A 22945-nucleotide genomic window follows, 5' to 3' on the forward strand; every position below is an offset into this window, starting at 1 on the left:
CAAGGTTGATTCAGATCTGGCATTGCTCCTTAAGTAAATTAAAGGAGAAATGAATGACGATTAAAAAGAACTATCAATTAGACGAACTGAATTTTGAGACTAAAATCGGTGGGCAAGGCATTGAAAACGATGATTTTGAAATACCTATAATCGATATGTCAGACTTTGATGAACGGCGTGAAATCATCACCGAGCAGTTATGGGAAGCGGCGGCAGAGGTGGGATTTTTCCAGCTTATTCATCATGGAATCCCGATTTCAGAAATTGAACATGCGTTTGCGCAAAGTGAAGCTTATTTTGCGTTACCAGCTGCGGTTAAGAACAAAAACGCATTAAAAGCTGGTCAAAATGCGGGTTGGGAATTTAAAAGTCAAATCCGTCCTTCAACAGGTACTCAAGATCAAAAAGAATCGTTTCAAATCACAGTACCGAATATGACTGGCTGCTGGCCCAGTGACACAGTTTTGTTGAACTTTCGCCGGGACATGCTGGCGTTTGAAGATCGATGCTGGCGGCTTGGCATGCAGGTACTATCTTGTTTTGCGGATAAATTAGGTTTTCCGGTAGATTTTTTTTCTATTGCACACGATAAATCAAAACAAGACTATCAATCGACGTTGAGGTTATTGCATTATTTACCGATGAAAACAGTGCCAAACGATCCCAAATTATGGCGAGCGGGTGCGCACACAGATTTTGATTGTTTAACTATGGTGTTTCAAAAAGAGGGGCAAGGTGGTTTGCAAGTTTGTGCCGGCAAAAACGCGAAAGAACAACAAAGTTGGACCAATGCAGTACCCAGAACTGGAGTAATCACCTGTAACATCGGTGATATGTTAATGAGGTGGAGTGATGATAAATTAAAATCGACGTTACATCGTGTCCGCATGCCTAAACCAGAAGAGTCCCAAGCGTCTCGCTACAGTATGGCTTTTTTCTGCCAGGCTAATAAAAAGGTGGTCATAGAAGGACCAGCTAAAAAATACCCAGCGATGACTGCTGAAGAGTATCTCCAGTTACGTATCAACGCCAACTTTAATCAAAATTAAATAATTTGGGGTGCGCGAGTTCGCACCCTTTTATTCCTGTTTATTTACGCTAATTTTTGAGCCATTAAACGATGGCGTGCAGCCAATTGTTCAATATCTAGCGTTAATAGCTGGCCTGAGTCCACTAATTGCTTACCTGCGCAAAATAAATGAGTCACTTGATCAGCACCGCATAAAATTAATGCGGCTAACGGATCATGATAGCCAGAAAAGCGCAATCCAGACAAACTGAAACATGCAATATCAGCTTGTTTTCCTACCGCAAGCTCGCCAATGTCGTCTCGCCCTAACAATTGCGCAGACCCTTTAGTCGCCCAATAGAGAGCGTCTAAGTGTGTCACTTCGTCTGCTTGGTAGCGCAGTCGGTTAATCAGTAATGCTTGGCGAACTTCTTGGATCATGTTGGAGGCATCATTAGAAGCACTGCCGTCTACAGCTAGCCCAACAACAGCGCCTGCTGCTTGCAGTTCTTTGGTCCGGCAGATCCCTGAAGCAAGCAACATGTTAGAGCTTGGGCAATGACTAATACCTACTTTATGTTGACCCAATCGCCTGATTTCTTCGTCATTAAAATGAATGCCATGCGCTAACCAGACATCACTGGCCAACCAATCAACCGACGCTAAATAATCTAACGGTCGCATCCCGAACATTTTTAAACAAAACTGATTTTCATCTTCTGTTTCGGCTAAATGTGTATGCAAGCGAACATTATAGCTGCGGGCTAAGCGAGCGGTTTCTCGCATTAGTTCAGTCGTGACCGAGAATGGCGAGCAGGGCGCTAACGCAATTTGTATCATAGCAGAATGTTCAAGATCGCTTGTTTGATGGTAGGTTTTTATTAAACGCTCGGAGTCATTTAATATTTGTTCGTCTTTTTGCACAGTGGACTGTGGCGGCAGGCCACCGTCTTCTTGACCTAAACTCATTGAACCACGGGTAAGCACAACACGACAGCCGACATTTTTTGCGGCAGCCACTTGAATGTCTATTGCTTCGGTTAATGCGTTTGGAAACAAATAGTGGTGATCGGCAACCGTGCTACAGCCCGACAATATAAGTTCACTTAACCCTAATTCAGTCGCAGCAGTTAACATCTCGGGTTGTAATTTTGCCCATACAGGATACAGGCTTTGCAACCATGGAAATAAACGTTTGTTAATTGCACTTGGGTAGGCCCGAGTCAAGGTTTGGTACAAATGATGGTGAGTATTCACAAGGCCTGGTGTAATAACAAGCTCACTGACATCCATTATCCGTTCACAAGCGTGGCTAGGTTGAGCGTTGCGGCCGATTAGTTCGACGATCTTTCCTGTGACTGTATCTATGACCAATCCATTCTCTGCATCTTCTTGGTTGGCAGTGAAAATCGCTTTTGGCTTTTTCAACCATAATAGGCCATTATTCTTTTGAGACATAATAACTCTCTAAATCAATGACGCTGGTAAAAAACACAGTTAAAGCCTTGCTAACATCTGTGATATCAACAGCTTCATCAGGGTGATGGCTAATCCCGCCGGGACTTTTTATGAATAACATGGCAACGGGGCAAACGGCGGCGACGGCCATTGCATCGTGACCTGCACCACTTGGCAACTTTATATAATCGATTTGATGTTTTTGACAACTCAAAGCAAATAAGTCTTGCAGTTCGGGCGCACATTGCACTGCGTTAGCGTCGTGAGTCCACTGCCAGTCGAAGTTAAGGTTACGCTGCTGGCAAATTGTTTTTGCTAATGATTGTAGGTTATCGGTTAGCGCATCTAAATCGTCTTGATTTTGTGCTCTGGCATCTAGGCTAATTTTAACGCTACCAGCGACCACATTCGTTGCCCCTGGGTATGCTTGCACTTGACCGATAGTTGCAACTTCCTGATTTTTCAGTGTCTTGACGTACTGTTCGGTCGTGTAGATAAACTCACTAGCGCCTGAAACGGCGTCTTGTCGCAGGTTCATTGGTGTTGTGCCTGCATGCGCGCTGTGACCGGTAAAAGTGATATTTGCGCGTTTAGCGCCAGCAATGGCAGTGACTATGCCTAAACTTAGTTCGTTCGCTTCTAACACAGGTCCTTGTTCGATATGAACCTCTAGATAAGCCATTAAATCATTGCTATTTATTTGCGCTAATTTGACTTGATCGGGCGCACAACCAAAATGTTCAAGGGCGGTTGCTAAGCTCACCCCATCTTTGTCTATCAATTGCAACCACGAAGGTTTAAAATTTCCAGCAATAGCATGTGATCCTATTAAAGTGGTCGCAAACCGTGTTCCTTCTTCATCTGCAAAACCTACAATATCAACATGAAACGGAAGTTTGATGCCTTTTTCACGGATTAACTTGCAAACCTCTATAGCGAGCATAACGCCTAATATACCATCATAACGACCGGCATCTGGTACTGTGTCTAAGTGTGATCCCAACAAAAGCCGTTTGGCACCTGGCTGTGCTGACGGTAAACGTCCCCATTGGTTACCGACTTCGTCTTGCCATGTTTGCAAGCCAGCCTGACTCATCCATTCGGCCGTTAGCTGGTTAGCAGCTTGGTGTTGTTCGGTTAGATATTGTCTTAATATGCCGTTTGGGTATTCGCTGATGGCCGCTAGCTGATCACAATGTTGAATCGCCGATTGGGCACTGCGGGCGGCTTCTTGTAGCGTGAGCATGTATTACTCTCCTTGGCTCGGTTGAAGCTTGTAATAGTCGATGGCTGCCTTGGCGGCTTCTCCTTTTGGCCCCCGATAACCATTGTTCTGTAAGCAAGCATCTAAACAAGCGAGGGTTTGCAACACGGCCGATTTTCGAGCGTTATAACCCATGGTGCCAATACGCCAAATTTTTCCGTGCAAGGGGCCAAATGAGGTTCCGATTTCAATGCCAAAATCTGTCAACATTTGCTGACGCACAGCATCACCGTCAACCTCAGAGGGAATATAAACACCGACTACATTGTTCATTTTATGAAGTGGATCACCAAAAACTTTCAAACCTAAAGCTTTTACCCCGTGTAACATGGCTTGACCATGCAATTTATGTCTGAAAACGGCGTTATCAATGCCTTCATTATTTAATATTCGGGCACATTCAGATGCGCAATACAACATGCTGGTTGCTTCGGTATGATGGTTTAAACGTTCCTCACCCCAATAATCTAAAATCATTACTAAATCAAAATAGTTGGATCTAATCATAGGTTCTACGCCATCGATATGCGCGTTTGTTCGAATGCCAGCCTCAACACGCTTACGTTTTTTTATATGCTCGACAAAATAATCACTTAAAGTGATAGGTGAGGAACCAGATGGGCCTCCTAAACATTTTTGCAAACCTGCCGATACAGCGTCCAACCCCCATTCATCCGTTTTTAATGTATTGCCAGCAATCGATGCGGTAGCATCACAATAAAATAATACGTCATGGTTTTTACATATGGCTCCGATATGCTCAAGCGGTTGATTCATTGTTGTGGAAGTATCCCCTTGCACCATAGCCAATAGTTTGGGTTTTATTTTTTTGACTGCGTCTTCAATTTGATCAGGGGTAAATACTTGCCCCCAAGGTACTTCAATTGTATGAACTTCAGCTTGTGCTCGTTGGGCGATTTCAGCTAACAAATGCCCAAAACGGCCCATTACAGGTACTAAAACCTTATCGCCAGGTTTTAATGCTGATACCAACACGGCTTCAATACCTGCTCGTGAGGTCCCGTCGACCAACAATGTCCAATGATTTTTAGTTTGAAATACTTGACGATAGCGAGCCATTGTTTCGTTCATAAAACCTGTCATCGCTGGATCATATTGACCTATCAATTGATGAGACATAGCCCGTAGAACACGGGGATCGGCATTGATCGGGCCTGGACCCATTAATAATCTTGTCGGCGGCTGTAGAGTATGAATATCGTAATCAGGCATGAGTAATGTATCTCCGAATAAAATGAGTTAACCGCCGGTGGCGGATATAATTGGTTACCACTGTGCTTCAGTTGAGTTAAAGCACTTTGAATAATATGAACGTCTGTTAAACGGGTATCTTTTTGTTGAAGGATTTTGCTGATATTTCGAAGCAAAAAAGCCAATGTTTCGTTTTTTTGCTGGGTACCAGCAAAAAATAATTTTTAAAGTCGCAATAAGTGAATCTAGATAATATAAATTGGCTGACATACACAGTTCTGCTAGATAAACATGGTAAATGTAATTTTGAATTTAAGCTGGTCTTCTTGAGAATTGTGTCTCGCCACAAGATCTTTATTGCAGTCATAGCTACCTCAATCGGTTATCGATTCAAATATACAGCAAAAAAAGTGCCACTCAATAAAAACCTGTCCAATTGGTCAGTTTTGGTTATGAAAGGGGAAAGCGGCTGCTAGCTATGGGGAGGTTGCACCATCACGGGGGCCTAACATGGTGCAATTACCTATCTTTAAAAAAATATTTTGTTTAGGCGCTTAAACCTAACGCAGCAAAAACGAGTTGTTTGAGTGACTGTGTAATTTCGATGATATCTTGCTCTTCATACTCAAGTTTGTTTTGTAATATGAGGATCTCTGTTTGGTAGTCGGCATAATATTGACTACTAGCCCAGATCATAAATATTAAATGTTCGGGGTTTATCGGCTGAATTTTGCCTGATTCAATCCAATGTTCAATGACTGCAACTTTGCCCCGGAACCAAGGGCGTGTAAACTCGCGGATATGCGAAGATAAAAAAGGCGCTCCACGCAGCATTTCATTGGCTATTAATCTAGATTTCATGGGTTGTTCACAAGCTAACCTTACTTTGCGTGCAATATAACTGGTGAGCGCCTGAGCGGGGTCGTCATCACGGCTAATATCGGTTAGCCCCAAGTTCCATTCGGCTAAGATTGTTTCAAGCACGGTTTCATATAAGTTATCTTTGGATTTAAAATAATATAAAACGTTAGCTTTTGGTACACCTGCTGCCACAGCGATACTATTCATGCTTGCGCCTTCGTATCCTTGGTTGGCAAAAATAGTTTCTGCAGCTTTTAGAATTAACGCTTGATTTTTAAGCCGAGCAATTTCTTTTTTGTTCGGCTTAAGTTTCGAACTTTGCTGAAAATTGGTCATGGTGCTTCCTTTTATATAATTTTTAATTATCATATAGCAATTGACCTATTGGTCAACTGCTAGCATAGCTGACCAGTTGACTCTATTATTATTCTCCTCCATTCTCTTGAGCGCTGGGTTGAGATCGCGTTTCTTTTTCTGTTTGATGAGCGCTATCAATGTCTTCTTGCCGAGAGGCTCGAGTCAGCAGTTCAGTTTGAGACAAAGTTTGACCACCTTTTGCATTAAAATCCAAGGTGCGGATAGGGAAAGGTATCAGAATATCATTTTCTTCTAATACTTCTTTAATGGTGCAAATGGCTTCATGGCGTACGTCTAAGTAGCCGGGTTCGCCCGGATATTTAAACCAAAACCAAGCTTTTAAGATAACGCTAGAATCGGCAAACCCATCGGCAAATATAGTGGTTAAATCTTTATTTATCACAAAGTCGAGTTTGTTGATCGCTTCGTGTATCACCTTAGCGGCTTTTCTAGGGTCATCGGCATAGGATATACCAACCTCTACCTCCATTTGACGCTCGGCTGTCATGTAATAATTTGTGACTGTGTTTCTAAACAGTGTTTTGTTCGGCACGATCAACCATTGGCCAAAAAAGCTTTCGACTATGGTATTGCGAAGGTTAATATTTTTGACAGTGCCAAAAATATCCCCGCATTTTATAATGTGACCGACTTTAAATGGTTTTCGGATACCAAGGAATATCCCTGCGATCAGGTTTTCAGCCATGTCTTGAAAGGCAAAACCTATCGCTAGGCCAATAATTCCAGCCCCAGCAAGCAATGACGCCACTGTTCCTTTTAAACCTACTAGATCCAGTGCAATAAATATCCCTAACACAAGATAAAGCACTTTTATTAATGCTAACAGTAGGTTAAGTATTTCTATTGATTTTATCGAGCGTCTTAATAAACGGCGGAACCCTTTTTCGACCCAGCCTGAGGTAACCGTAAAAATAAATAAAACAACAATGGCGAGTGCGATATTGGGTAACATGGCACCTACACCTTCCCACCAGCTTAATAGTTTTTCTTCTGCTTGTTCTAATAATTTATCAAAAGACATCGAGACTCCTTTTTGATTTATAAAATAACAGTTAGAGCTGCGACTATGCTCACTAGTGACATTATTAATCCTAAGCTAAGCACTAAGCCGTCTTCTGTGGTCAATCCAAGTGCGGTACAAGTAATTGCTGACGCTGGGATAGCAACCGCAAAGGGTAATAATTCTAACGGGATCATTAATAAACCTGTGATAGCACAACTCATGGCGATTAATTTTTGCGTTGTTGGGTTTTGAAAAAACTCAAATCTTGGTTTGAATACCTTATCGATTTTGCGAGTGATGCTTTTACTTTTTTGCATACTTTTTTCTAATTTTTTTTGTTCTATACTGATTTGTTTTAATTTTTTCGGTATCCAAGGGCTTTTGCGACCCAGTGTCAGTTGTACTGAAATTAAAAAAATAAGGACACCGCAAACAGTGGGAACACCTGGGATACCTCCACTGGGCAGTAGTGCGATTAAAGCAGGGAATATTAAAAGGGGACCAAATCCGCGCCCTGAGAATTCGTCAAGCAATTCGCCAACGCTGGTCTCTCTTCCTTCGCCAGCTTCTTCTATTGACTCTAAAATGTCAGTTAAATTTTTTCGATTTGCCATTTTCGTTTCCTTTAACCTAAAGCTTGCTGTCGCGTTAATTTGTACCTAGATTAAACAAAATGGATCTATTAAATTTTGTTGACGTATAAAAAATAATTATAAAAAAGGGGAGTGAGTTATGAAAATTATTGCTTTTGCCGCAAGTACAAGTCGCCAATCAATAAATAGAAAATTATTAAAATATATTTCACAGAGGATCAGCAATAGGGCAGAATTTGAATTAATTGACTTAAATGAGTACGAGTTGCCATTGTTCAGTGAAGATCTAGAAAGAGAAATTGGCAAACCAGCCAATGCGCAGCATTTTTTAAATAAAGTGAATCAAGCAGATTATCTTATTATTTCGTTTGCCGAACATAATGGGTCTTATACCGCAGCTTATAAAAATTTGTTTGATTGGGCATCTAGGATCCAACCTAAGGTCTATCAAGATAAAAAAGTTATTTTATTTTCAGCATCCCCTGGGCCCGGGGGAGCAAAAAATGTTTTAAGCCAAGCAAAAGCTTCTATGCCACATTTTGGTGCTGAGATCATTTCTAGCTATTCTGTTGCAGAATTTTATAAAGTATTTGACGTAGAGCAGGGTCAACCTAACTCAGATGAACTCGCCAGGGGCATAGAACATACCTTGTCTGAACTTGTTGAACGAAGTGATCAGATCATATAAGGTCCAATCAGATCAGCACAGTGGCTGATCTGACTTCTTTTAATTACTCGCTCGTTTTGTATGATTTTTCTATACGCTCGCCGATCGTTTGATCTATGTTTTTCCAATATTGGAAAGCACGGGATAATACCGGCTCTTTTACCCCACCTTTTAAATGGCCAACAACATTGTTGACTAACCGCTCACGTTGGGCATCGTCCATAACTTCATTGATTAGTACATTGGCTTGTTTGTAATCGTCGTCATCCTCTCTTAATGTATAAGCTGTACGAACAAACTCACCATCAGCTGACCATACCGCATCTTCCGGAAATTTTTGTGGGTCGGCCGCTGGGCCACCTTTAGAGTTAGGCGCATAAACAGGATCCGGGTTTAAACCGGTTTGCATGGCACCATCTTTACTGTAACTGTGCACGGGGCACTTAGGTTGATTGACTGGGATCTGCTGATAATTAACACCCATTCGCGCGCGGTGCGCGTCTGCGTATGAAAATAAACGTGCGAGTAACATGCGATCCGGGCTTGAGCCTATGCCTGGCACCAAATTATTTGGCTGAAAAGCTGCTTGTTCAATTTGTGCAAAATGATCTACCGGGTTTTTATTTAACGTGAGTTGTCCGACTTCATGCAATGGATAATCCGCTTTTGGCCAGACCTTGGTTAGATCAAATGGATTGATGCGATACGTTTTTGCATCTTCAAATGGCATAATTTGAACTTTTAATGTCCAGCTTGGGTTATCGCCTTTTTCGATTGCATCAAATAGATCACGGCGATGATAATCGGCATCAATACCGGCCACTTCGTTTGATTCTTCTTGAGTAAAACATTCAATGCCTTGATTGGTTTTAAAATGATATTTAACCCAAAAACGCTCACCTTTTGCGTTTACCCACATATAAGTATGGCTGGAATAGCCATTCATGTGTCGCCAAGTTTTTGGGATACCTCTATCACCCATTAACCAAGTCACTTGGTGAGCAGATTCAGGTGATAGAGTCCAAAAATCCCATTGCATATCATGATCGCGCAATCCATTGTCTGAGCGACGTTTTTGCGAGCGAATAAAATGTTGAAATTTCATCGGGTCACGAATGAAAAAGACTGGCGTATTATTGCCGACCATATCATAGTTACCTTCAGAGGTATAAAACTTAAGTGCAAAACCTCGTGGATCCCGCCAAGTATCTGGACTGCCAAGTTCACCAGCAACTGTTGAAAAGCGAGCTAACACTTCAGTTTCTGTATTAGGCTGAAAAACTGCAGCTTTGGTAAAAGCACTCATATCATGGGTGACTTTGAAATGACCAAAGGCGCCTGAACCTTTTGCGTGAGGCTGCCGCTCTGGGATCTTTTCTCGGTTAAAATTGGCCATTTGCTCAATGAGGTAGCTATCTTGCAATAAAATTGGCCCATCAGGTCCAACGGTTAACGATTGTTCGTCACTGTTGACACCTATTCCTGAATCCGTGGTGGTCGGTTTTTTATCTTGGTTTTGCATAACTTTCTCCTGATACAAAATATCTACTGAGGCATAATTTAATTAAATTATCCTGCTTTCTACCGAACAAAGTTGCCCGAGGATCACTGAGCGAGGGTTTGTTCAGTTTGCATCAATAATGGTAGAAAAGTTTGCTCAAAATACCAGCACCCTAAGGTGCTGGTATTGACTTTGGGAAGATGTGAAATGGGGTTTATTGTTTTATAAAACGAATATTGTCTATATAAAATAATCGGTTAGGCGTTTGCAATTCAAAATGCAATCTAACGTCCCCACTTTCAGGTCCGTCATTTAACTTGTCGGTTAAATCTGTGCCTTTAAACAATACTTGCACTTGTCCCCATTGATCGCCATTTTGCGCAAAATCATCAACCGGGCCTTTCCACCACCAAGTTTTACCAGCAACATGGGAAAACACTTGAACCCCTTTTGCTTTGTCACTTAAAAAAGCAGCGCCTCCACCGCCACCGCCACTTTTGATTTTAACCATCATGTTAAATGCATAAATAGCGTCTCTTTCAAAAGTGATTTGGCGGAATGCCGATTCAGGAAAGTACAAAGAGACCTTGCCTGAGTTAGAGTTAACACATAAGCCATAATCACCTTCGTAGGCAGCTTCTGCACAGACTTCTGCGGTGCCGGTATTTTTTTCTGGTGAGTTTATTAATAAAGGAGCAATGTCGCCAGATTCAAAATTCCAGTTGGTGTTGTACAATAAATTGGGGTTGTCAGTTAAGTTAACCTCAATTAATTGTTCAACGCTAGAGTCTTTAACTTTCGCTTTAATAATGGCACTGCCTTCTACTTTTGCAATGCCAGTTACTAAACCAGTGTCACTAACGGTGGCCGCGTTTGGGTTTGACGAAAACCATTCAATTGGGTTATCAAAGCCAAGTCCCTCAGGTAATAAGGCAGTACTTAGCTGAATTTGTGTCCCTTCACCCAAATCAATAAGATTGCCAGAGACAATTTGTTCTTGATAATAAATATCAAGCCCTAATGGTTCAGTCGGCTCTTCGATTGTATTAATTAGAATGTTTGCTTGGACTTCCCCATCAGCAGAAATCGCTGAAATAGTGGCTTGTGCGTTTGCTTTCACCGCGCTGACTAAACCTGTTTCAGAAACGGTGGCAACATCGGTTGCTGAGCTTTCCCAACTAACGGTTTTAAAAGTTGCTTTTTGTGGTAACACGGTAGCTGATAGCTGCAACGGGTAATCAATGGCAACATTGGCTTCGCTACCTTGTTGTATAACGATTTGTTCAACTTTATCTTCAGTCCCTGTAATAGTGACTTGGATATTGCGTAATACGGAATCGTCTGCGCCATTGTCAATTAAATAATCAAAATTATAAACTGCAGTCTCTTGATAGGCCAACAAGTTTTGCCACATGCTGGTATCTATCACTAAAAACTCTTCGCGTTTACGAATAGCGCCGTTAGGTAGGGCAGGACCTTGATATAAAGGATCGTCGTTTTCATCGGTGTCGTAATAATTTAGCTGTCTCGTGTAGATCACCCCATCGGCTTTTGGATTGCTGACGCCGTCTAATAAAGAAGCTTCTACGATCCCCTGTTCTTCAGTTAGGTCAATTTTTAACGGGCCATCAATAGTGACTGGCTCTGAAGCCAAGAAGTTTCCATTTCCTTCGTTTTTGTGGTCATCACAGGCGCTAAGTGTTGCGGCTATGGCAACTGTGAATAATAAATTTTTAATCATTTTTGTTGTCATAATGAATTCTCCTAGTTACCCCTTAAAAGTTAACTCGTACAGATGCACGATACATACGGCCAGTTTTGTATTCGGTTAACGTTCTTGATGTGTCGACATCGTTATCAAGCGCGTTGCCTTCATCCAAAATAGTGCCATCGTGCAGTTTCATAGAGGTTGAGGTAAAGAAGGTACGGGTCGTATCATCTGTTAAATTAAGTGCATGTAACGAAACGGAAATATCTTGACTCACTTTGTAATTAGCAGTGAAATCCAGTCGGTTTTTAGCGTCTTGCCATGAAGCCCCATTATCTAAACCACGGTTAACTAGCTGTATGCCGTTATAGCGATTTGCTAATCTAAGTTCTAGATCTTGATAGCCCCAAAATACGGTCATATTTGCACTGTGTTTTGGTGTATAAGGTTGTGGCAAGGATTTTAACTCGCGACCAGTTAATTCAGAGCCTTGAATCTGCAAAACTTCTGCGTCTGATTCAGATTCTGCATAGGTGTAGTTAAGCTCAGCGCCCAAACCTGCTAATGCACCCGGTAAAAAGTCGTAAGTTTGGCGGTAGTTAAACTCAATACCTTGCGTGGTGGCGCCAGAGGCATTCCGCCATACTTTGGCTTGAATGTCTTTACAACCGAGGCGAATACCGGCTTTCATTTGGTCAAACGCCATGCGGTGCGGCATACAGTTATAGCTTTCCGATACTTGATCGTAAGCCATCATGCTTTCATCTTTTGCGATTAGTACGTCCGCTATATCAAGTGTTTCTCGTTCATAATCGGTTCTAAAGTCGTTCCAATAAAAGGTATCAGTCACTTGTTCTTCTAGGTTTTTCATATCTTTCATAAAATAACCTAAAGACAGCATGCCGGTTTTATCAAAATACCATTCGATCGATAAATCTAAATTATTTGATTCTAATGGGGCTAGTTTAGGGTTAAACACCTCAACACGGTCAAAATCATTCCAAATCATTTCTTGCGCTTTAAAACCCGGCGCAATATGGTCCATAATCGGACGTGACATGGTTTTGGATACCGCAAAGCGACCAATTAGCTCATTTGAGAATAGATAATTTAAATTTAGGCTCGGTAATAAAATACTATAATTGTTTTCACCTGTATCGCTATAGACACGTCGGCTCATGGCATTGGGGTTAAGTGCTGCGACTTCTTCACCGTAAATTTCTTCAGCAAATTGATCTTGAGTTGATGTGTCGCCATGGCGGTAGTTTGACCACCAAGAGCGCCATGAGCCATTTGCCGTCGGATCATTTTGCACTATGTCTGTGACCATGCCATTTTCATCATAGTTAACTTCTAAGATTTGATTGGTCGTTTGGTTCCAATTAGTAAAGTTATGAGTGAGTGTATAGTCGTAACAAGGGTAATCTTCACTGGTTAAAAATTCGCCTTGGTTGCTGGCGTTTAATTCTGGACAAGCTGATAATTGTTCGTTGGCCAATTGTTTTATATAAATTAATTCACTGCCGTCCATCATTTCTGGGCCGCCAAAATATTCAATGGTTGGGTTACCTACCGAATGAACATCATCTTCAACGTACCTTAAACCGATATTACCGCGTAGTTTACTATCCAAAAATTCAAAGTTGAGTTTGGCGTATAAAGAGGTGGTATCCACTTGAATACGGCGGCTGCCACTATCATCTGTCGCTAGTTCAACATCGTCAATTGCAAATGCTTGTTCAAAAGCTTTGTCCGAATCAAGCATTAACCAACCATTCATAAATTCGTTGGAGTATTGCGGGTCATTTGCGACTAAACCGTCCATAAAATTGTCATAAGGAAAGTTTTCGCCCGATAAGATATTAACGACTGCAATATCCGCTGGTTTTTGGCCACGTATCGGTTGACCAGTCTCAGGATCAAATACAACCGTTTCTGTATTGTCGATAAAGCTATAAACAGTGCGTACATCTTTATCACGCTGTGAATATTTAACACCAAATTCGGCTTTGTTGAAATGATCTCCGTCCAGATCCCAATCTAAATCAACAAACAATGACTTATTGATGTCGGTCGTATTATTATCATATTTTGCCATATAACCGACATGTGACATATAAGGGTCTAATGGGTTAAAACCACCCGTCGCTTCATTCGATTGATTGTTATTAACACCGCCCGGTACATAGGTGAACGCACCCGTTGAAACGACCATTTGACATTTTCCAGACGTACAGTCATAACCTACGGGTTCTAATTGCTCGGTTGGGATTTTATCAAGCGCTTCTTGAGGTAATGAATTCCAGGTTGCGGTGCCAACATTTGAGTTAGGTAAAGATTCAAAATCAGTTTTTGAATAACCCGCTTTAACGTCTAAAGTAAGTGTATCTCCGATATATTGTTTAATTGCTAAAGAGGCAACTGAGTTTTCATTAATACTACCGCCAACACTGCGCGTAAATCCGCCATTACCAAAACGGTTTAATGATTTAGTGATTGTATGCGAATCTTGATTTACGACCCAATAATTAGGGCTGTCAGCTTGACCGTCTTCACTTTCGGTGTGGTTGAATTTTTGCTTATTACTCCAGAGATCGGGTACACGAACATTGATCGAATGATTGTCTGTATGAGATTCTGTTTTACTATAGTTTAAGTCAAGTTGAACGTCTGTTGTTGATGTGGGTAAAAATTGAAAACCACCGCTAACAGTAAGTCGATCTCGTGAGTTTTGATTAAGCCCATAGTTTAACGTTTTACGGATAATGGCTGAAGTATCTTCGCTGATTACTTCACCGGTTTTTGAATCAACGGCAGTGCCAGCCTGAATAGGGACGACTTGATATGGGGTTAACCAGTCGCCAGAAATTCTATCGGTGCGAGATTCTTGCGTTTCGTCGGCAACGGTAAGTGCAATACCAAATCGATCGTCAAAAAACTTTTCAGTAATAGTGCCTGAAATCTTTCTATCATATTCACCCGCATATTCATGATAGCGACCTTGAATGGATAAACTGCGACGATCTTTTTGCACATTCAAAGGTTTAACTGTGCGTAAAATAACATTAGCACCTAAAGAACCCTCATCATGATCGGCGCTGGGCGTTTTTACTACATCAATTGACGCTAGCATATCCGACGAAAAGGTGCTTAGATCCACGGCTTGGTCAGCAACTGGGTTAGCGCCATCACCATTTAAACCTGAGGTTAATGCAACCCCGTTAATGGAGACTTGGTTTAAGTTAGCACCTGCACCACGAACTGAGATACGTGTACCTTCGCCATCTGATTCTTGTACGGTAACACCTGTCACCCGAGATAAAGCATCCGCGATATTTTGGTCGGTCGACTTACCTATATCTTCGGCAAAAATTGAATCAACTATGGTATCTGAGTTTCGTTTTTGGCTAATGGCTTTTAAAATACTGCCTCTATACCCTTTAACTTCTATTTTTTCAATTTTTTCGTCACTCTTGTTTTCTTCAAGGTTTTCACGTTCTGTGTTTTCAGCCGCGTATAACGATTGGCTAGACAGAGCAGCGATCACCGCAAGATGGACAGGTTTGATAATTGGTTGTTTGACCATTTTTAACCCCATATTAGATGTGTAATTATATTTTAATTGTAAATTTCATAAATGAACTGGTGGATTGTATACAATTAAATATATTTTTAAAGGGGTTACACTATAAAAATGTGTAAAGATATAAAATTTATGTGTATATATTTCTAATATGTTGAAATTTAGAACAATGAATTTTAACTATGGAAACTCATTTTTCAAAAGGACGGATAATATTAGATGAGAATGTTCTTTTTTGAAATATTGTTTTTGTATATGTAAAAACGGCATGCCAGAAGCCAGCTAATGGCATGCCATTGTATTAAATGTCGATTACAACTTTACCTCTTGCTTTGCCACTGGAGAGGTGATCGTGGGCTTTACCGACCTCAGCTAATGTGAAACGCTGTTCATCTACTATTGGTTTAAGCGCACCTTGACCGACAATTGCTGCCAGATCTTTTAATATGGCTCCGTGGGTTTTACGATTTGCATTGTGTAACATAGGTATAAGCATAAAGATCACATGTAATGAAAGGCCCTTTAAGTGAGCTAAGCTCAGATCCAATGAGACTAAAGCGACGGTAGAGGCAACTTGACCATTTAACTTTGCAGCCTCAAAAGAGTTCAACATATTTTCGCCGCCAACAGAGTCAAAGACGATATCAAAACCTTGTCCGTTTGTGGCGCTCTGAACATAATCTTGAACAGATTGTGTTTTATAGTTGATACCTTTAGCACCTAGGGATTCAATCAGTTGAATTTGCTCATCTCCACCGCCAGTTGAAAAAACTTGTGCTCCCCAGTGTTTTGCAAGTTGAATGGCAATATGACCAACACCGCCTGAACCGCCATGCACTAATACGGACTTATTCGCCGCGATCTGGCTGCGCTGTAAACCTTCATAAGCCGTAATGCCGACTAATGGTATTGCTGCGGCTTCTCGCATAGATAACCGTGTTGGTTTATGAGCAATTAAATCCGCATCTGCATTGATATATTCAGTCAGTGTGCCTGGTAAATTGGCTAAACCACCAGCACAACCATATACCTGATCGCCAACCTGAAATTGCTCAACCCCTTCGCCAACGGCTTCAACCGTGCCGGCAAAGTCCATTCCTAAAATGGCGGGCAACGCAGGGGATAATGGCAAACTTTCGCCCATTTCTCTGATCATGGTATCCACTGTATTGACACTGGTCGCGGCGATTTTTACCAACACATGTCCCGCTTTAATCTCTGGTTTTTCTACCTCAGCGGATTCAAATACTGAGCTGTCACCAAAACTTTTAATTATCATTGCTTTCATTTGTTATTCCTCAGGTTTGCTAAATTGGATACCAATTTACACTAAGCTAGTTTTTTAAGAACCTGGGATGTAGATAATCAGTTTCAAAAAATTATTGAAAGATTGTTGACGGTTAAAAAAATTAGTTGCCGTTTTGCAGGGCAGATTGCACTGTGACCGAACAATGGGCAGTTTAAAAGAAAGGTTAATATTGCTAGCAATAAGTTAATTTTTATATCCTTTATAAAATTTCATAAATACCAAAATTGCTAGCAACCTGCGGAATCATTGTTACCAATCACTACATTTGTTCGTTTTATATTTTAACATTTGTCTTGTATTTGTTTTTTGGCCTGTTGTTTGCTTTAACGATTTAGACATCAACAAACACGGAAAATAAAAATATGAAAAAACATCTATTAAGTTTAACCGCAGTGGCTTTGTTGCAGGCCTGTAATAGCAGTGATTCGGATCCTGCTGGGGAAACCATGAACCCAGAACCTATTGATATTTCTGAAATCACTATTGCTGGAATCCATTCAGCAATTGAAAGCGGTGAGGCTACCTGTGAAAGTATTATTGAACAATATGTTGAACGTAATAATGCGCTCAACAAAGAAGGCCCTGCTTTAAATGCGGTTATCACCTTAAACGATAAAGCTATCGAGCAGGCGATTGCATTAGATGAAGCATATGCCGAAGAAGGGCTGACTGGTAAAATGCACTGTGTGCCTGTTACCCTTAAAGATAACGTAAATACAAAAGATTTGCCGACCACAGGTGGGGCTATTGCTGGGGCACAGCCAGATTATGATGCTTTTATCACTCAGCGTATTTTAGCCGAGGGCGGTATCATTATTAGTAAAGCGAACCTGCACGAATACGCTTTGGGTTATGGCGGTGGCAGTACTTTAGGTGGGCAAGCTAAAAACGTATACGATATTAGCAAAGGGCCGGGTGGTTCCTCATCTGGTACAGCAACCGCTGTTTCTGCAAATATGGCCGTTGTTGGCATAGGAACAGACACAGGGGGCTCTATTCGTGTACCTTCTTCAGTACAAGGTTTAGTGGGTATCCGACCCTCAATGCGCTTAGTTTCGCAAAACGGTATTATGCCACTTGCACCTTTCCAAGACACCGCTGGGCCGATTTGTCGAACGGTTGCAGATTGTGCTGTGTTTTTAGATGTACTAACTGGTTATGACGAAGCTAAGGACAGTGGTCAACGGCAGGAATTTGCAAAAATAGCACCATTAATTACCAATGAAGCACAATATAAAGCCATTACCAATGTGCCAGAAAATGGTTACAAGTTAGATGCTGATGCGCTCGAAGGCGCTCGTATTGGTGTTGTTCGAGATATGTTTGCACCGGGTGACACACCAGAGCAATTAGAAGTAAATCGTTTAATGGAAAACGCAATCGAAAACATGAAAGCCATGGGTGCTGTTATTGTTGAAGTTGATATTCCAGATTTAGATTATATTGTTTCACGTTATTACAGTTTGTCTCGTTATGAATTTGAAACGAGTCTTGAAGATTATTTATTAAGCTGGCCGTCTGATATCGATAATCACCCAACCACTATGGCTGATTTATATAACCAAGGTATGTATACAGACGGTTTGTATTTTAATAGTTCATACGAAAGCCGCTATTTAAACTTAGACGATCCTTGGGAAGAAGAAGAATATTTAACGGTTATTAATGAGCGCCCTGATTATGTACGTAGCCGAATCACACAAACTCTGGATCAGACAGATGAATTGGGTAATTCATTAGCAGAACCACTAGATGTCATTATTTATCCAAGTATTTTAGGTCTAGCTGGCGAGCTAGGACGATCACCAACTACCTCAGGTACCAATAACAGATTAAGCCCATTTAGTGGTTATCCTGCGATCACTCTACCTGTTGGTTACAGTGATATCGAAGGCACTTTACCATTACCAGTTGGCTTGGAGATGTTAGCACGTGAATTTGACGAAGCGACTTTGATCAAATTGGCTCATTCATACGAATCGCATTATTCAGCGCGTATTGAACCTGAGTTTTTATCTTCAGAAACTTTATCAACAAGTGCTAAAACTATCTCAGCACGGTCTTATGTAGAGTATGGTCTGCCAGAAGAAAACTAATGGTTTGAACCAATCATAATTAAAATGGTGAGATAACTAAAAAAGCTAAACAACCAGGTTGTTTAGCTTTTTTATTAATGGGTCAATCTCGTTTTCAGCTGGCTTAAAAGATATTAAATAATCATCGGCGCTAAACGTTTGCTGTGTTAAATTAGTGGCTTGTCGCTTTATCGATTGCCGAAAAACTCGATGATACCACTAGAAACCCTGCTCGTATTTATTACCGCATCATTTGCTTTAGCCCTTGTCCCAGGCCCAGATAATATCTTTGTCTTAACTCAGTCGGTATTGTATGGCCGTCGCGCCGGTTTGTTCGTCAACGCGGGTTTGTGCACTGGGTTGTTATTTCATACCGCATTAGTCACCTTGGGTGTTGCGGCTTTATTGCAGGCGTCACCATTGGCGTTTAATTTAATAAAAACCGTTGGCGCGCTCTATCTGCTGTATTTAGCATGGCAGGCTTGGCACGCACACCCTAGCTTGTCAGTGGGCAAGCAAAGTCGTACTTTGCCGAAGCGCGCGCTATATTTTCGTGGACTGATGATGAATATGAGTAACCCTAAAGTAGCGATTTTTTTTATCGCGTTTTTACCTCAGTTTAGCGATCCTGAATCCGGCTCAGTTTTTTTGCAAATGGCCATGCTGGGTGTTTTGTTTATGTTGGCCACCTTGATTATTTTTTCTGCAATTGCGTGGGCAGGCGAGTTATTGGCTAGAGGCTTTATTCATTCAGTCAAGGCACAGCGAGTACTGAATCGATTTGCCGCTGCTATTTTTGCCACTTTGGCGATTAGGCTACTGTTTATAGAACTTTAAGCTGGGCTGATTAACAAAATTTCAAAACACAAGCTTGTGGTTAATCAGTATAATGATGGTTTTGTGTCGCTATTGGTTTTACATGTCAAACCTTCAACTTACTTCTTCGTTTTATCGGTTTTTGGCTGGCCGTGCATTATTCAGCCTAGTTGAGTCAGTGCTCTTGGTCGCGGTGGGCTGGCACTTGTATCAGCAAACCGGCGACCCCTTTGACTTAGCGCTGGTTGGTCTGTTCCAAATAACGCCGGTTCTGGCTTTATTTTTAGTCACTGGCTGGGTGGTTGATCATGTCTCGCGGAAAAAAATCTTAGTTTATGGTGCCGCAATGCAAAGCTGTATTTTGTTGGCGATCGCTTTTGTGATGAATGCGGCGAGTTTTGATAAATGGCAGTTATTATTACTGTTAAGTGCCGCTGGTGCTGTTAAAGCTTTTATGTCGCCCACTATTCAAGCCGCGCTGGTTAATATTGTTGAATCTAAACGATTAAATAAAGCCATCGCTATCAGTAGCACTGTGTGGAATTTAGCGACTACACTAGGGCCTTTTATTGCTGGGATTTTAGTGGCTTGGATAGCTTACGATACCTATTGGCTGTTGGTGGTTGGATCGCTTTTAACATTGATTAGCTTTATTAGCTTACCTGCAATACCAGCCAGTAACAAGGTCGCACGTTCTTGGGCTGTGATGCTGGGTGGTTTTACATTTTTGCGCCGAAATCCCATTGTTTTTGGCTGTTTATTATTAGATTTATTAATGGTGTTATTAGGCAGTGTGGTTGCTTTGTTACCCATATATGCCGCGGATATTCTAAAAGTAGGTGCTGAAGGTTTAGGTTTATTGCGGGCCATGCCTGCGGTTGGCGCTGTGGTGATAGGCGTCTATTTGGCTCGTTATAAAAGTGATTTTGCGCATACGGGTTACACATTATTTATTGCGCTGGTGGTTTTCGCTATGTCTATTTTGATGTTTTCGTTTGCGACTACCTTATGGCTTGCCGCGGTCTCGTTATTTATCTACGGCGCATCAGACATGTTTAGTGTGGTGATAAGGGGGGCTGTCGTTCAGCATCATACGCCCGATGAGCTAAGAGGTAGAGTCAGTGCGGTTAACTCGATTTTTATCGCTAGTTCAAACCAGTTAGGAGATTTTAGGGCTGGCAGTGTTGCAGCAGCCGGTGGTGCTGTTAACGCAGCAATTTGGGGTGGCATAAGTGCATTGTTAGTGGCAGTTTGGGGAGCTTATTATTTTAAAGATTTGCGTAAATTAAAATCCAGCCAAACCGCAAACCATTAGCCCTAATTAATTAAAATAATGGGCTAATCTTTGATATTTATTTTTAATATGTTCAATTAAGGTTTTGGTTTTAAGCGGCAGATGTTTAGTGTTTGGATACACAGCATAAACCCCTTGTTTTTTAGCCACCTGTGAAGGAAATAAGAGGCTTAATTTGTGATCGCGAAGATCTTCATGCACTAAACAGCGGGGTAAATACGCAATACCATAACCGGCTAATACAGCTTTACGAAGAGCCGCAGCGTTGTTTGTCGAAAATGAGCCGTTAACTCGAATCGAATATGTATGCTGACCGTCTTTAAATGCCCATTCATTTGCGCCAGAACTCTGATAAGCGTATTTTAAACAATTATGCTGTAAAAGATCTTTAGGTGTCTTGGGGGACGGGTGATTTTGCAGATAGCTTGTTGATGCACATACCACCCATTGTGAATCAATAATATGACGGGCAATTAAACTTGAATCTGTTAGGTGCCCAGTACGGATCACAAGATCATAACCTTCTTCTATCAGATCGACAAAACGATTATCAAGCGACATATCAACAGTTAAACCTTGGTGCAGCTGGCAAAATTCTGCGACTGCTTCGGCTAATAACAAATCACCAGAAATTGTTGGCACAGACATTTTTATATGTCCAGTGATGCAAGTCTCTAAATTCGAGACGCTGGCAAACGCTTCTATGGCAGCCTGATTGACGTTTTTTGCACCTTGCGTCAACAGCCGCCCAGCTTCAGTGACGGTCAACTTGCGCGTTGTCCGATACAGTAGCTGTACGCCCAATTCAGCTTCTAACCGTGCAATACGTTTACTGACCACTGAGTTGCTTACTTGGTTGATTTCGGCGGCTTTACTAAAACTGCCAAGTTCAACCACCTGAGAAAATAGAATTAAATCGTCAGCTTGCATATTATGTAACTTTTAGAAATAGTGTTTTTCATTATTTCTATTTATTGACAAAAAATAAAGCAGTAAAGTTAAAAAATCATAAATATTAATTGTCTGGTACGCAAAAATGATTATTTCAGCTTCAACTGACTATCGCAAAGCGGCTCAAGCCAAGTTACCACCGTTTTTATTTCATTATATTGATGGTGGATCGTACGGCGAACATACGTTAAAACATAATACGAGTGATTTAGCCGATATCGCGCTGAAGCAGCGTGTTTTAAAAAATATGTCTGAATTAGATCTGTCGACTGAATTGTTTGGCGAAGAACTGTCACTTCCTATGGTGTTAGCCCCCGTGGGTTTAACGGGCATGTATGCACGCCGCGGTGAAGTGCAAGCAGCGAAAGCGGCTGAGAACAAAGGCATTCCTTTTTGTATGTCTACGGTTTCTGTTTGCCCTATTGAAGAAGTCGTGCCAACAATCGATCGTAAAATGTGGTTTCAGTTGTACGTATTACGTGATCGCGGTTTCATGAAAAACGTGTTAGAGCGGGCAAAAGCCGCGGGGGTAAAAACGCTTGTTTTTACGGTTGATATGCCAGTACCAGGTGCTAGGTATCGCGATATGCATTCTGGTATGAGTGGGCCGAATGCGGCGATGCGTCGCGTTTTACAGGCAATGACACATCCTTCTTGGGCACTCGATGTTGGTTTGTTGGGTAAACCGCACGATTTGGGTAATATTTCAACTTATCGCGGAGAGCCAACTAAACTAGAAGATTATATCGGCTGGTTAGGAAAAAACTTTGATCCTTCGATTTCTTGGCAAGATCTTGAATGGATCCGTGATTTTTGGGATGGTCCCATGATCATCAAAGGGATTTTAGATGCTGAAGATGCAAAAGATGCCGTTCGTTTTGGTGCCGATGGCATTGTCGTTTCGAACCATGGCGGTCGCCAATTAGATGGTGTTTTGTCTTCAGTAAAAGCCTTGCCAGATATTGCCGATGCGGTAAAAGGTGATATAAAAATTTTAGTTGATTCTGGTATACGGACTGGCTTGGATGTAGTGCGGATGATCGCGCTAGGTGCGGACTGTACCTTATTAGGGCGCTCGTATATTTATGCGCTGGCCGCTGCGGGGCAAAAAGGGGTTGAAAATTTATTGGATCTCTACCAAAAAGAAATGCGTGTTGCTATGACACTGACAGGTGCGAAAAATTTATCTGAATTAAATCAAGATGCGTTAATTCAACACAATAAATAATTGCGGTTTTTGGCGGTTGCATTGTTTTATTTTTA

The 22945-nt window shown here is 41.4% G+C and carries 17 protein-coding genes; 6 read left to right on the forward strand and 11 right to left on the reverse strand.

Translation table 11 applies throughout. The annotated features are described in order from the left end of the window. Positions 1-53 precede the first annotated feature (53 nt). Entirely contained in the window at positions 54-1049 is a 996-nt protein-coding gene (locus tag C727_RS0115035; protein ID WP_017446478.1) for an isopenicillin N synthase family dioxygenase, read from the forward strand. 44 nt (positions 1050-1093) lie between these two features. On the opposite strand, the gene C727_RS0115040 is transcribed toward C727_RS0115035, so the two are convergent. From C727_RS0115040 to C727_RS0115070, 6 genes are all read right to left on the reverse strand, one after another. Beyond that, on the reverse strand, positions 1094-2467 hold the full coding sequence (locus C727_RS0115040; protein WP_017446479.1) for an 8-oxoguanine deaminase: 1374 nt from the start codon (positions 2465-2467) through the stop codon (positions 1094-1096). After that, a complete protein-coding gene (locus C727_RS0115045) occupies positions 2451-3713 on the reverse strand; it encodes an allantoate amidohydrolase (protein WP_017446480.1) in 1263 nt (420 codons plus the stop codon). The genes C727_RS0115040 and C727_RS0115045 overlap by 17 nt, the downstream gene beginning before the upstream one ends. A 3-nt stretch (positions 3714-3716) precedes the next feature. After that, positions 3717-4964, reverse strand: a complete 1248-nt coding sequence (locus C727_RS0115050; RefSeq protein ID WP_017446481.1) for a pyridoxal-phosphate-dependent aminotransferase family protein — start codon at positions 4962-4964, stop codon at positions 3717-3719. Between the two features lie 525 nt (positions 4965-5489). After that, a complete protein-coding gene (locus C727_RS0115060; protein ID WP_017446483.1) occupies positions 5490-6140 on the reverse strand; it encodes a TetR family transcriptional regulator C-terminal domain-containing protein in 651 nt (216 codons plus the stop codon). An 88-nt stretch (positions 6141-6228) separates the two neighbouring features. After that, positions 6229-7203 carry a mechanosensitive ion channel family protein gene (locus C727_RS0115065; protein ID WP_017446484.1) on the reverse strand — a complete coding sequence of 325 codons (975 nt, stop codon included), beginning with the start codon at positions 7201-7203 and terminating at the stop codon, positions 6229-6231. Between the two features lie 17 nt (positions 7204-7220). Beyond that, complete coding sequence (locus C727_RS0115070) at positions 7221-7799, reverse strand: exopolysaccharide biosynthesis protein (protein ID WP_017446485.1); 579 nt, start codon at positions 7797-7799, stop codon at positions 7221-7223. Positions 7800-7917: 118 nt separating this feature from the next. Here C727_RS0115070 and C727_RS0115075 point away from each other — a divergent pair, with 118 nt between their 5' ends. After that, complete coding sequence (locus tag C727_RS0115075; protein ID WP_017446486.1) at positions 7918-8466, forward strand: NADPH-dependent FMN reductase; 549 nt, start codon at positions 7918-7920, stop codon at positions 8464-8466. 43 nt (positions 8467-8509) lie between these two features. Here the strand turns inward: C727_RS0115075 and C727_RS0115080 are convergent, their stop codons facing one another. The 4 genes from C727_RS0115080 to C727_RS0115095 all read right to left on the reverse strand — a co-directional run bounded on the left by C727_RS0115080 (position 8510) and on the right by C727_RS0115095 (position 16525). Next, positions 8510-9967 carry a catalase gene (locus tag C727_RS0115080; protein WP_017446487.1) on the reverse strand — a complete coding sequence of 486 codons (1458 nt, stop codon included), beginning with the start codon at positions 9965-9967 and terminating at the stop codon, positions 8510-8512. A 193-nt stretch (positions 9968-10160) separates the two neighbouring features. Then, positions 10161-11699, reverse strand: a complete 1539-nt coding sequence (locus tag C727_RS18660; protein WP_017446488.1) for an Ig-like domain-containing protein — start codon at positions 11697-11699, stop codon at positions 10161-10163. 22 nt (positions 11700-11721) lie between these two features. Then, complete coding sequence (locus C727_RS0115090) at positions 11722-15240, reverse strand: TonB-dependent receptor (protein WP_017446489.1); 3519 nt, start codon at positions 15238-15240, stop codon at positions 11722-11724. Between the two features lie 298 nt (positions 15241-15538). Next, positions 15539-16525 carry a zinc-dependent alcohol dehydrogenase family protein gene (locus C727_RS0115095; RefSeq protein ID WP_017446490.1) on the reverse strand — a complete coding sequence of 329 codons (987 nt, stop codon included), beginning with the start codon at positions 16523-16525 and terminating at the stop codon, positions 15539-15541. Positions 16526-16908: 383 nt separating this feature from the next. Between C727_RS0115095 and C727_RS18665 the strand changes: the two genes are divergently transcribed. The 3 genes from C727_RS18665 to C727_RS0115110 all read left to right on the forward strand — a co-directional run bounded on the left by C727_RS18665 (position 16909) and on the right by C727_RS0115110 (position 20752). Next, positions 16909-18642, forward strand: a complete 1734-nt coding sequence (locus C727_RS18665) for an amidase (RefSeq protein ID WP_017446491.1) — start codon at positions 16909-16911, stop codon at positions 18640-18642. Positions 18643-18831: 189 nt separating this feature from the next. Further along, the gene (locus C727_RS0115105; protein ID WP_017446492.1) at positions 18832-19458 is read left to right on the forward strand and encodes a LysE family translocator; all 627 of its coding nucleotides are present in this window, start codon (positions 18832-18834) and stop codon (positions 19456-19458) included. 82 nt (positions 19459-19540) lie between these two features. Further along, positions 19541-20752 carry an MFS transporter gene (locus tag C727_RS0115110; RefSeq protein WP_026052749.1) on the forward strand — a complete coding sequence of 404 codons (1212 nt, stop codon included), beginning with the start codon at positions 19541-19543 and terminating at the stop codon, positions 20750-20752. Between the two features lie 6 nt (positions 20753-20758). On the opposite strand, the gene C727_RS0115115 is transcribed toward C727_RS0115110, so the two are convergent. Then, positions 20759-21661 carry a LysR family transcriptional regulator gene (locus C727_RS0115115; RefSeq protein WP_017446494.1) on the reverse strand — a complete coding sequence of 301 codons (903 nt, stop codon included), beginning with the start codon at positions 21659-21661 and terminating at the stop codon, positions 20759-20761. A gap of 106 nt (positions 21662-21767) precedes the next feature. On the opposite strand from C727_RS0115115, the gene lldD reads away from it, so the two are divergent. Beyond that, positions 21768-22910, forward strand: a complete 1143-nt coding sequence (lldD, locus tag C727_RS0115120; protein WP_017446495.1) for an FMN-dependent L-lactate dehydrogenase LldD — start codon at positions 21768-21770, stop codon at positions 22908-22910. Positions 22911-22945: the final 35 nt, after the last annotated feature.

Source organism: Gayadomonas joobiniege G7, assembly GCF_000300815.1.
Taxonomy (GTDB): Bacteria; Pseudomonadota; Gammaproteobacteria; order Enterobacterales; family Alteromonadaceae; genus Catenovulum; species Catenovulum joobiniege.

Excerpts from the sequence above, each read along its gene's own strand:
- C727_RS0115035 (WP_017446478.1), top strand. The coding sequence starts at position 54 with ATGACGATTAAAAAGAACTATCAATTAGACGAACTGAATTTTGAGACT.
- C727_RS0115040 (WP_017446479.1), bottom strand. The coding sequence starts at position 2,467 with ATGTCTCAAAAGAATAATGGCCTATTATGGTTGAAAAAGCCAAAAGCG.
- C727_RS0115045 (WP_017446480.1), bottom strand. The coding sequence starts at position 3,713 with ATGCTCACGCTACAAGAAGCCGCCCGCAGTGCCCAATCGGCGATTCAA.
- C727_RS0115050 (WP_017446481.1), bottom strand. The coding sequence starts at position 4,964 with ATGCCTGATTACGATATTCATACTCTACAGCCGCCGACAAGATTATTA.
- C727_RS0115060 (WP_017446483.1), bottom strand. The coding sequence starts at position 6,140 with ATGACCAATTTTCAGCAAAGTTCGAAACTTAAGCCGAACAAAAAAGAA.
- C727_RS0115065 (WP_017446484.1), bottom strand. The coding sequence starts at position 7,203 with ATGTCTTTTGATAAATTATTAGAACAAGCAGAAGAAAAACTATTAAGC.
- C727_RS0115070 (WP_017446485.1), bottom strand. The coding sequence starts at position 7,799 with ATGGCAAATCGAAAAAATTTAACTGACATTTTAGAGTCAATAGAAGAA.
- C727_RS0115075 (WP_017446486.1), top strand. The coding sequence starts at position 7,918 with ATGAAAATTATTGCTTTTGCCGCAAGTACAAGTCGCCAATCAATAAAT.
- C727_RS0115080 (WP_017446487.1), bottom strand. The coding sequence starts at position 9,967 with ATGCAAAACCAAGATAAAAAACCGACCACCACGGATTCAGGAATAGGT.
- C727_RS18660 (WP_017446488.1), bottom strand. The coding sequence starts at position 11,699 with ATGACAACAAAAATGATTAAAAATTTATTATTCACAGTTGCCATAGCC.
- C727_RS0115090 (WP_017446489.1), bottom strand. The coding sequence starts at position 15,240 with ATGGTCAAACAACCAATTATCAAACCTGTCCATCTTGCGGTGATCGCT.
- C727_RS0115095 (WP_017446490.1), bottom strand. The coding sequence starts at position 16,525 with ATGAAAGCAATGATAATTAAAAGTTTTGGTGACAGCTCAGTATTTGAA.
- C727_RS18665 (WP_017446491.1), top strand. The coding sequence starts at position 16,909 with ATGAAAAAACATCTATTAAGTTTAACCGCAGTGGCTTTGTTGCAGGCC.
- C727_RS0115105 (WP_017446492.1), top strand. The coding sequence starts at position 18,832 with ATGATACCACTAGAAACCCTGCTCGTATTTATTACCGCATCATTTGCT.
- C727_RS0115110 (WP_026052749.1), top strand. The coding sequence starts at position 19,541 with ATGTCAAACCTTCAACTTACTTCTTCGTTTTATCGGTTTTTGGCTGGC.
- C727_RS0115115 (WP_017446494.1), bottom strand. The coding sequence starts at position 21,661 with ATGCAAGCTGACGATTTAATTCTATTTTCTCAGGTGGTTGAACTTGGC.
- lldD (WP_017446495.1), top strand. The coding sequence starts at position 21,768 with ATGATTATTTCAGCTTCAACTGACTATCGCAAAGCGGCTCAAGCCAAG.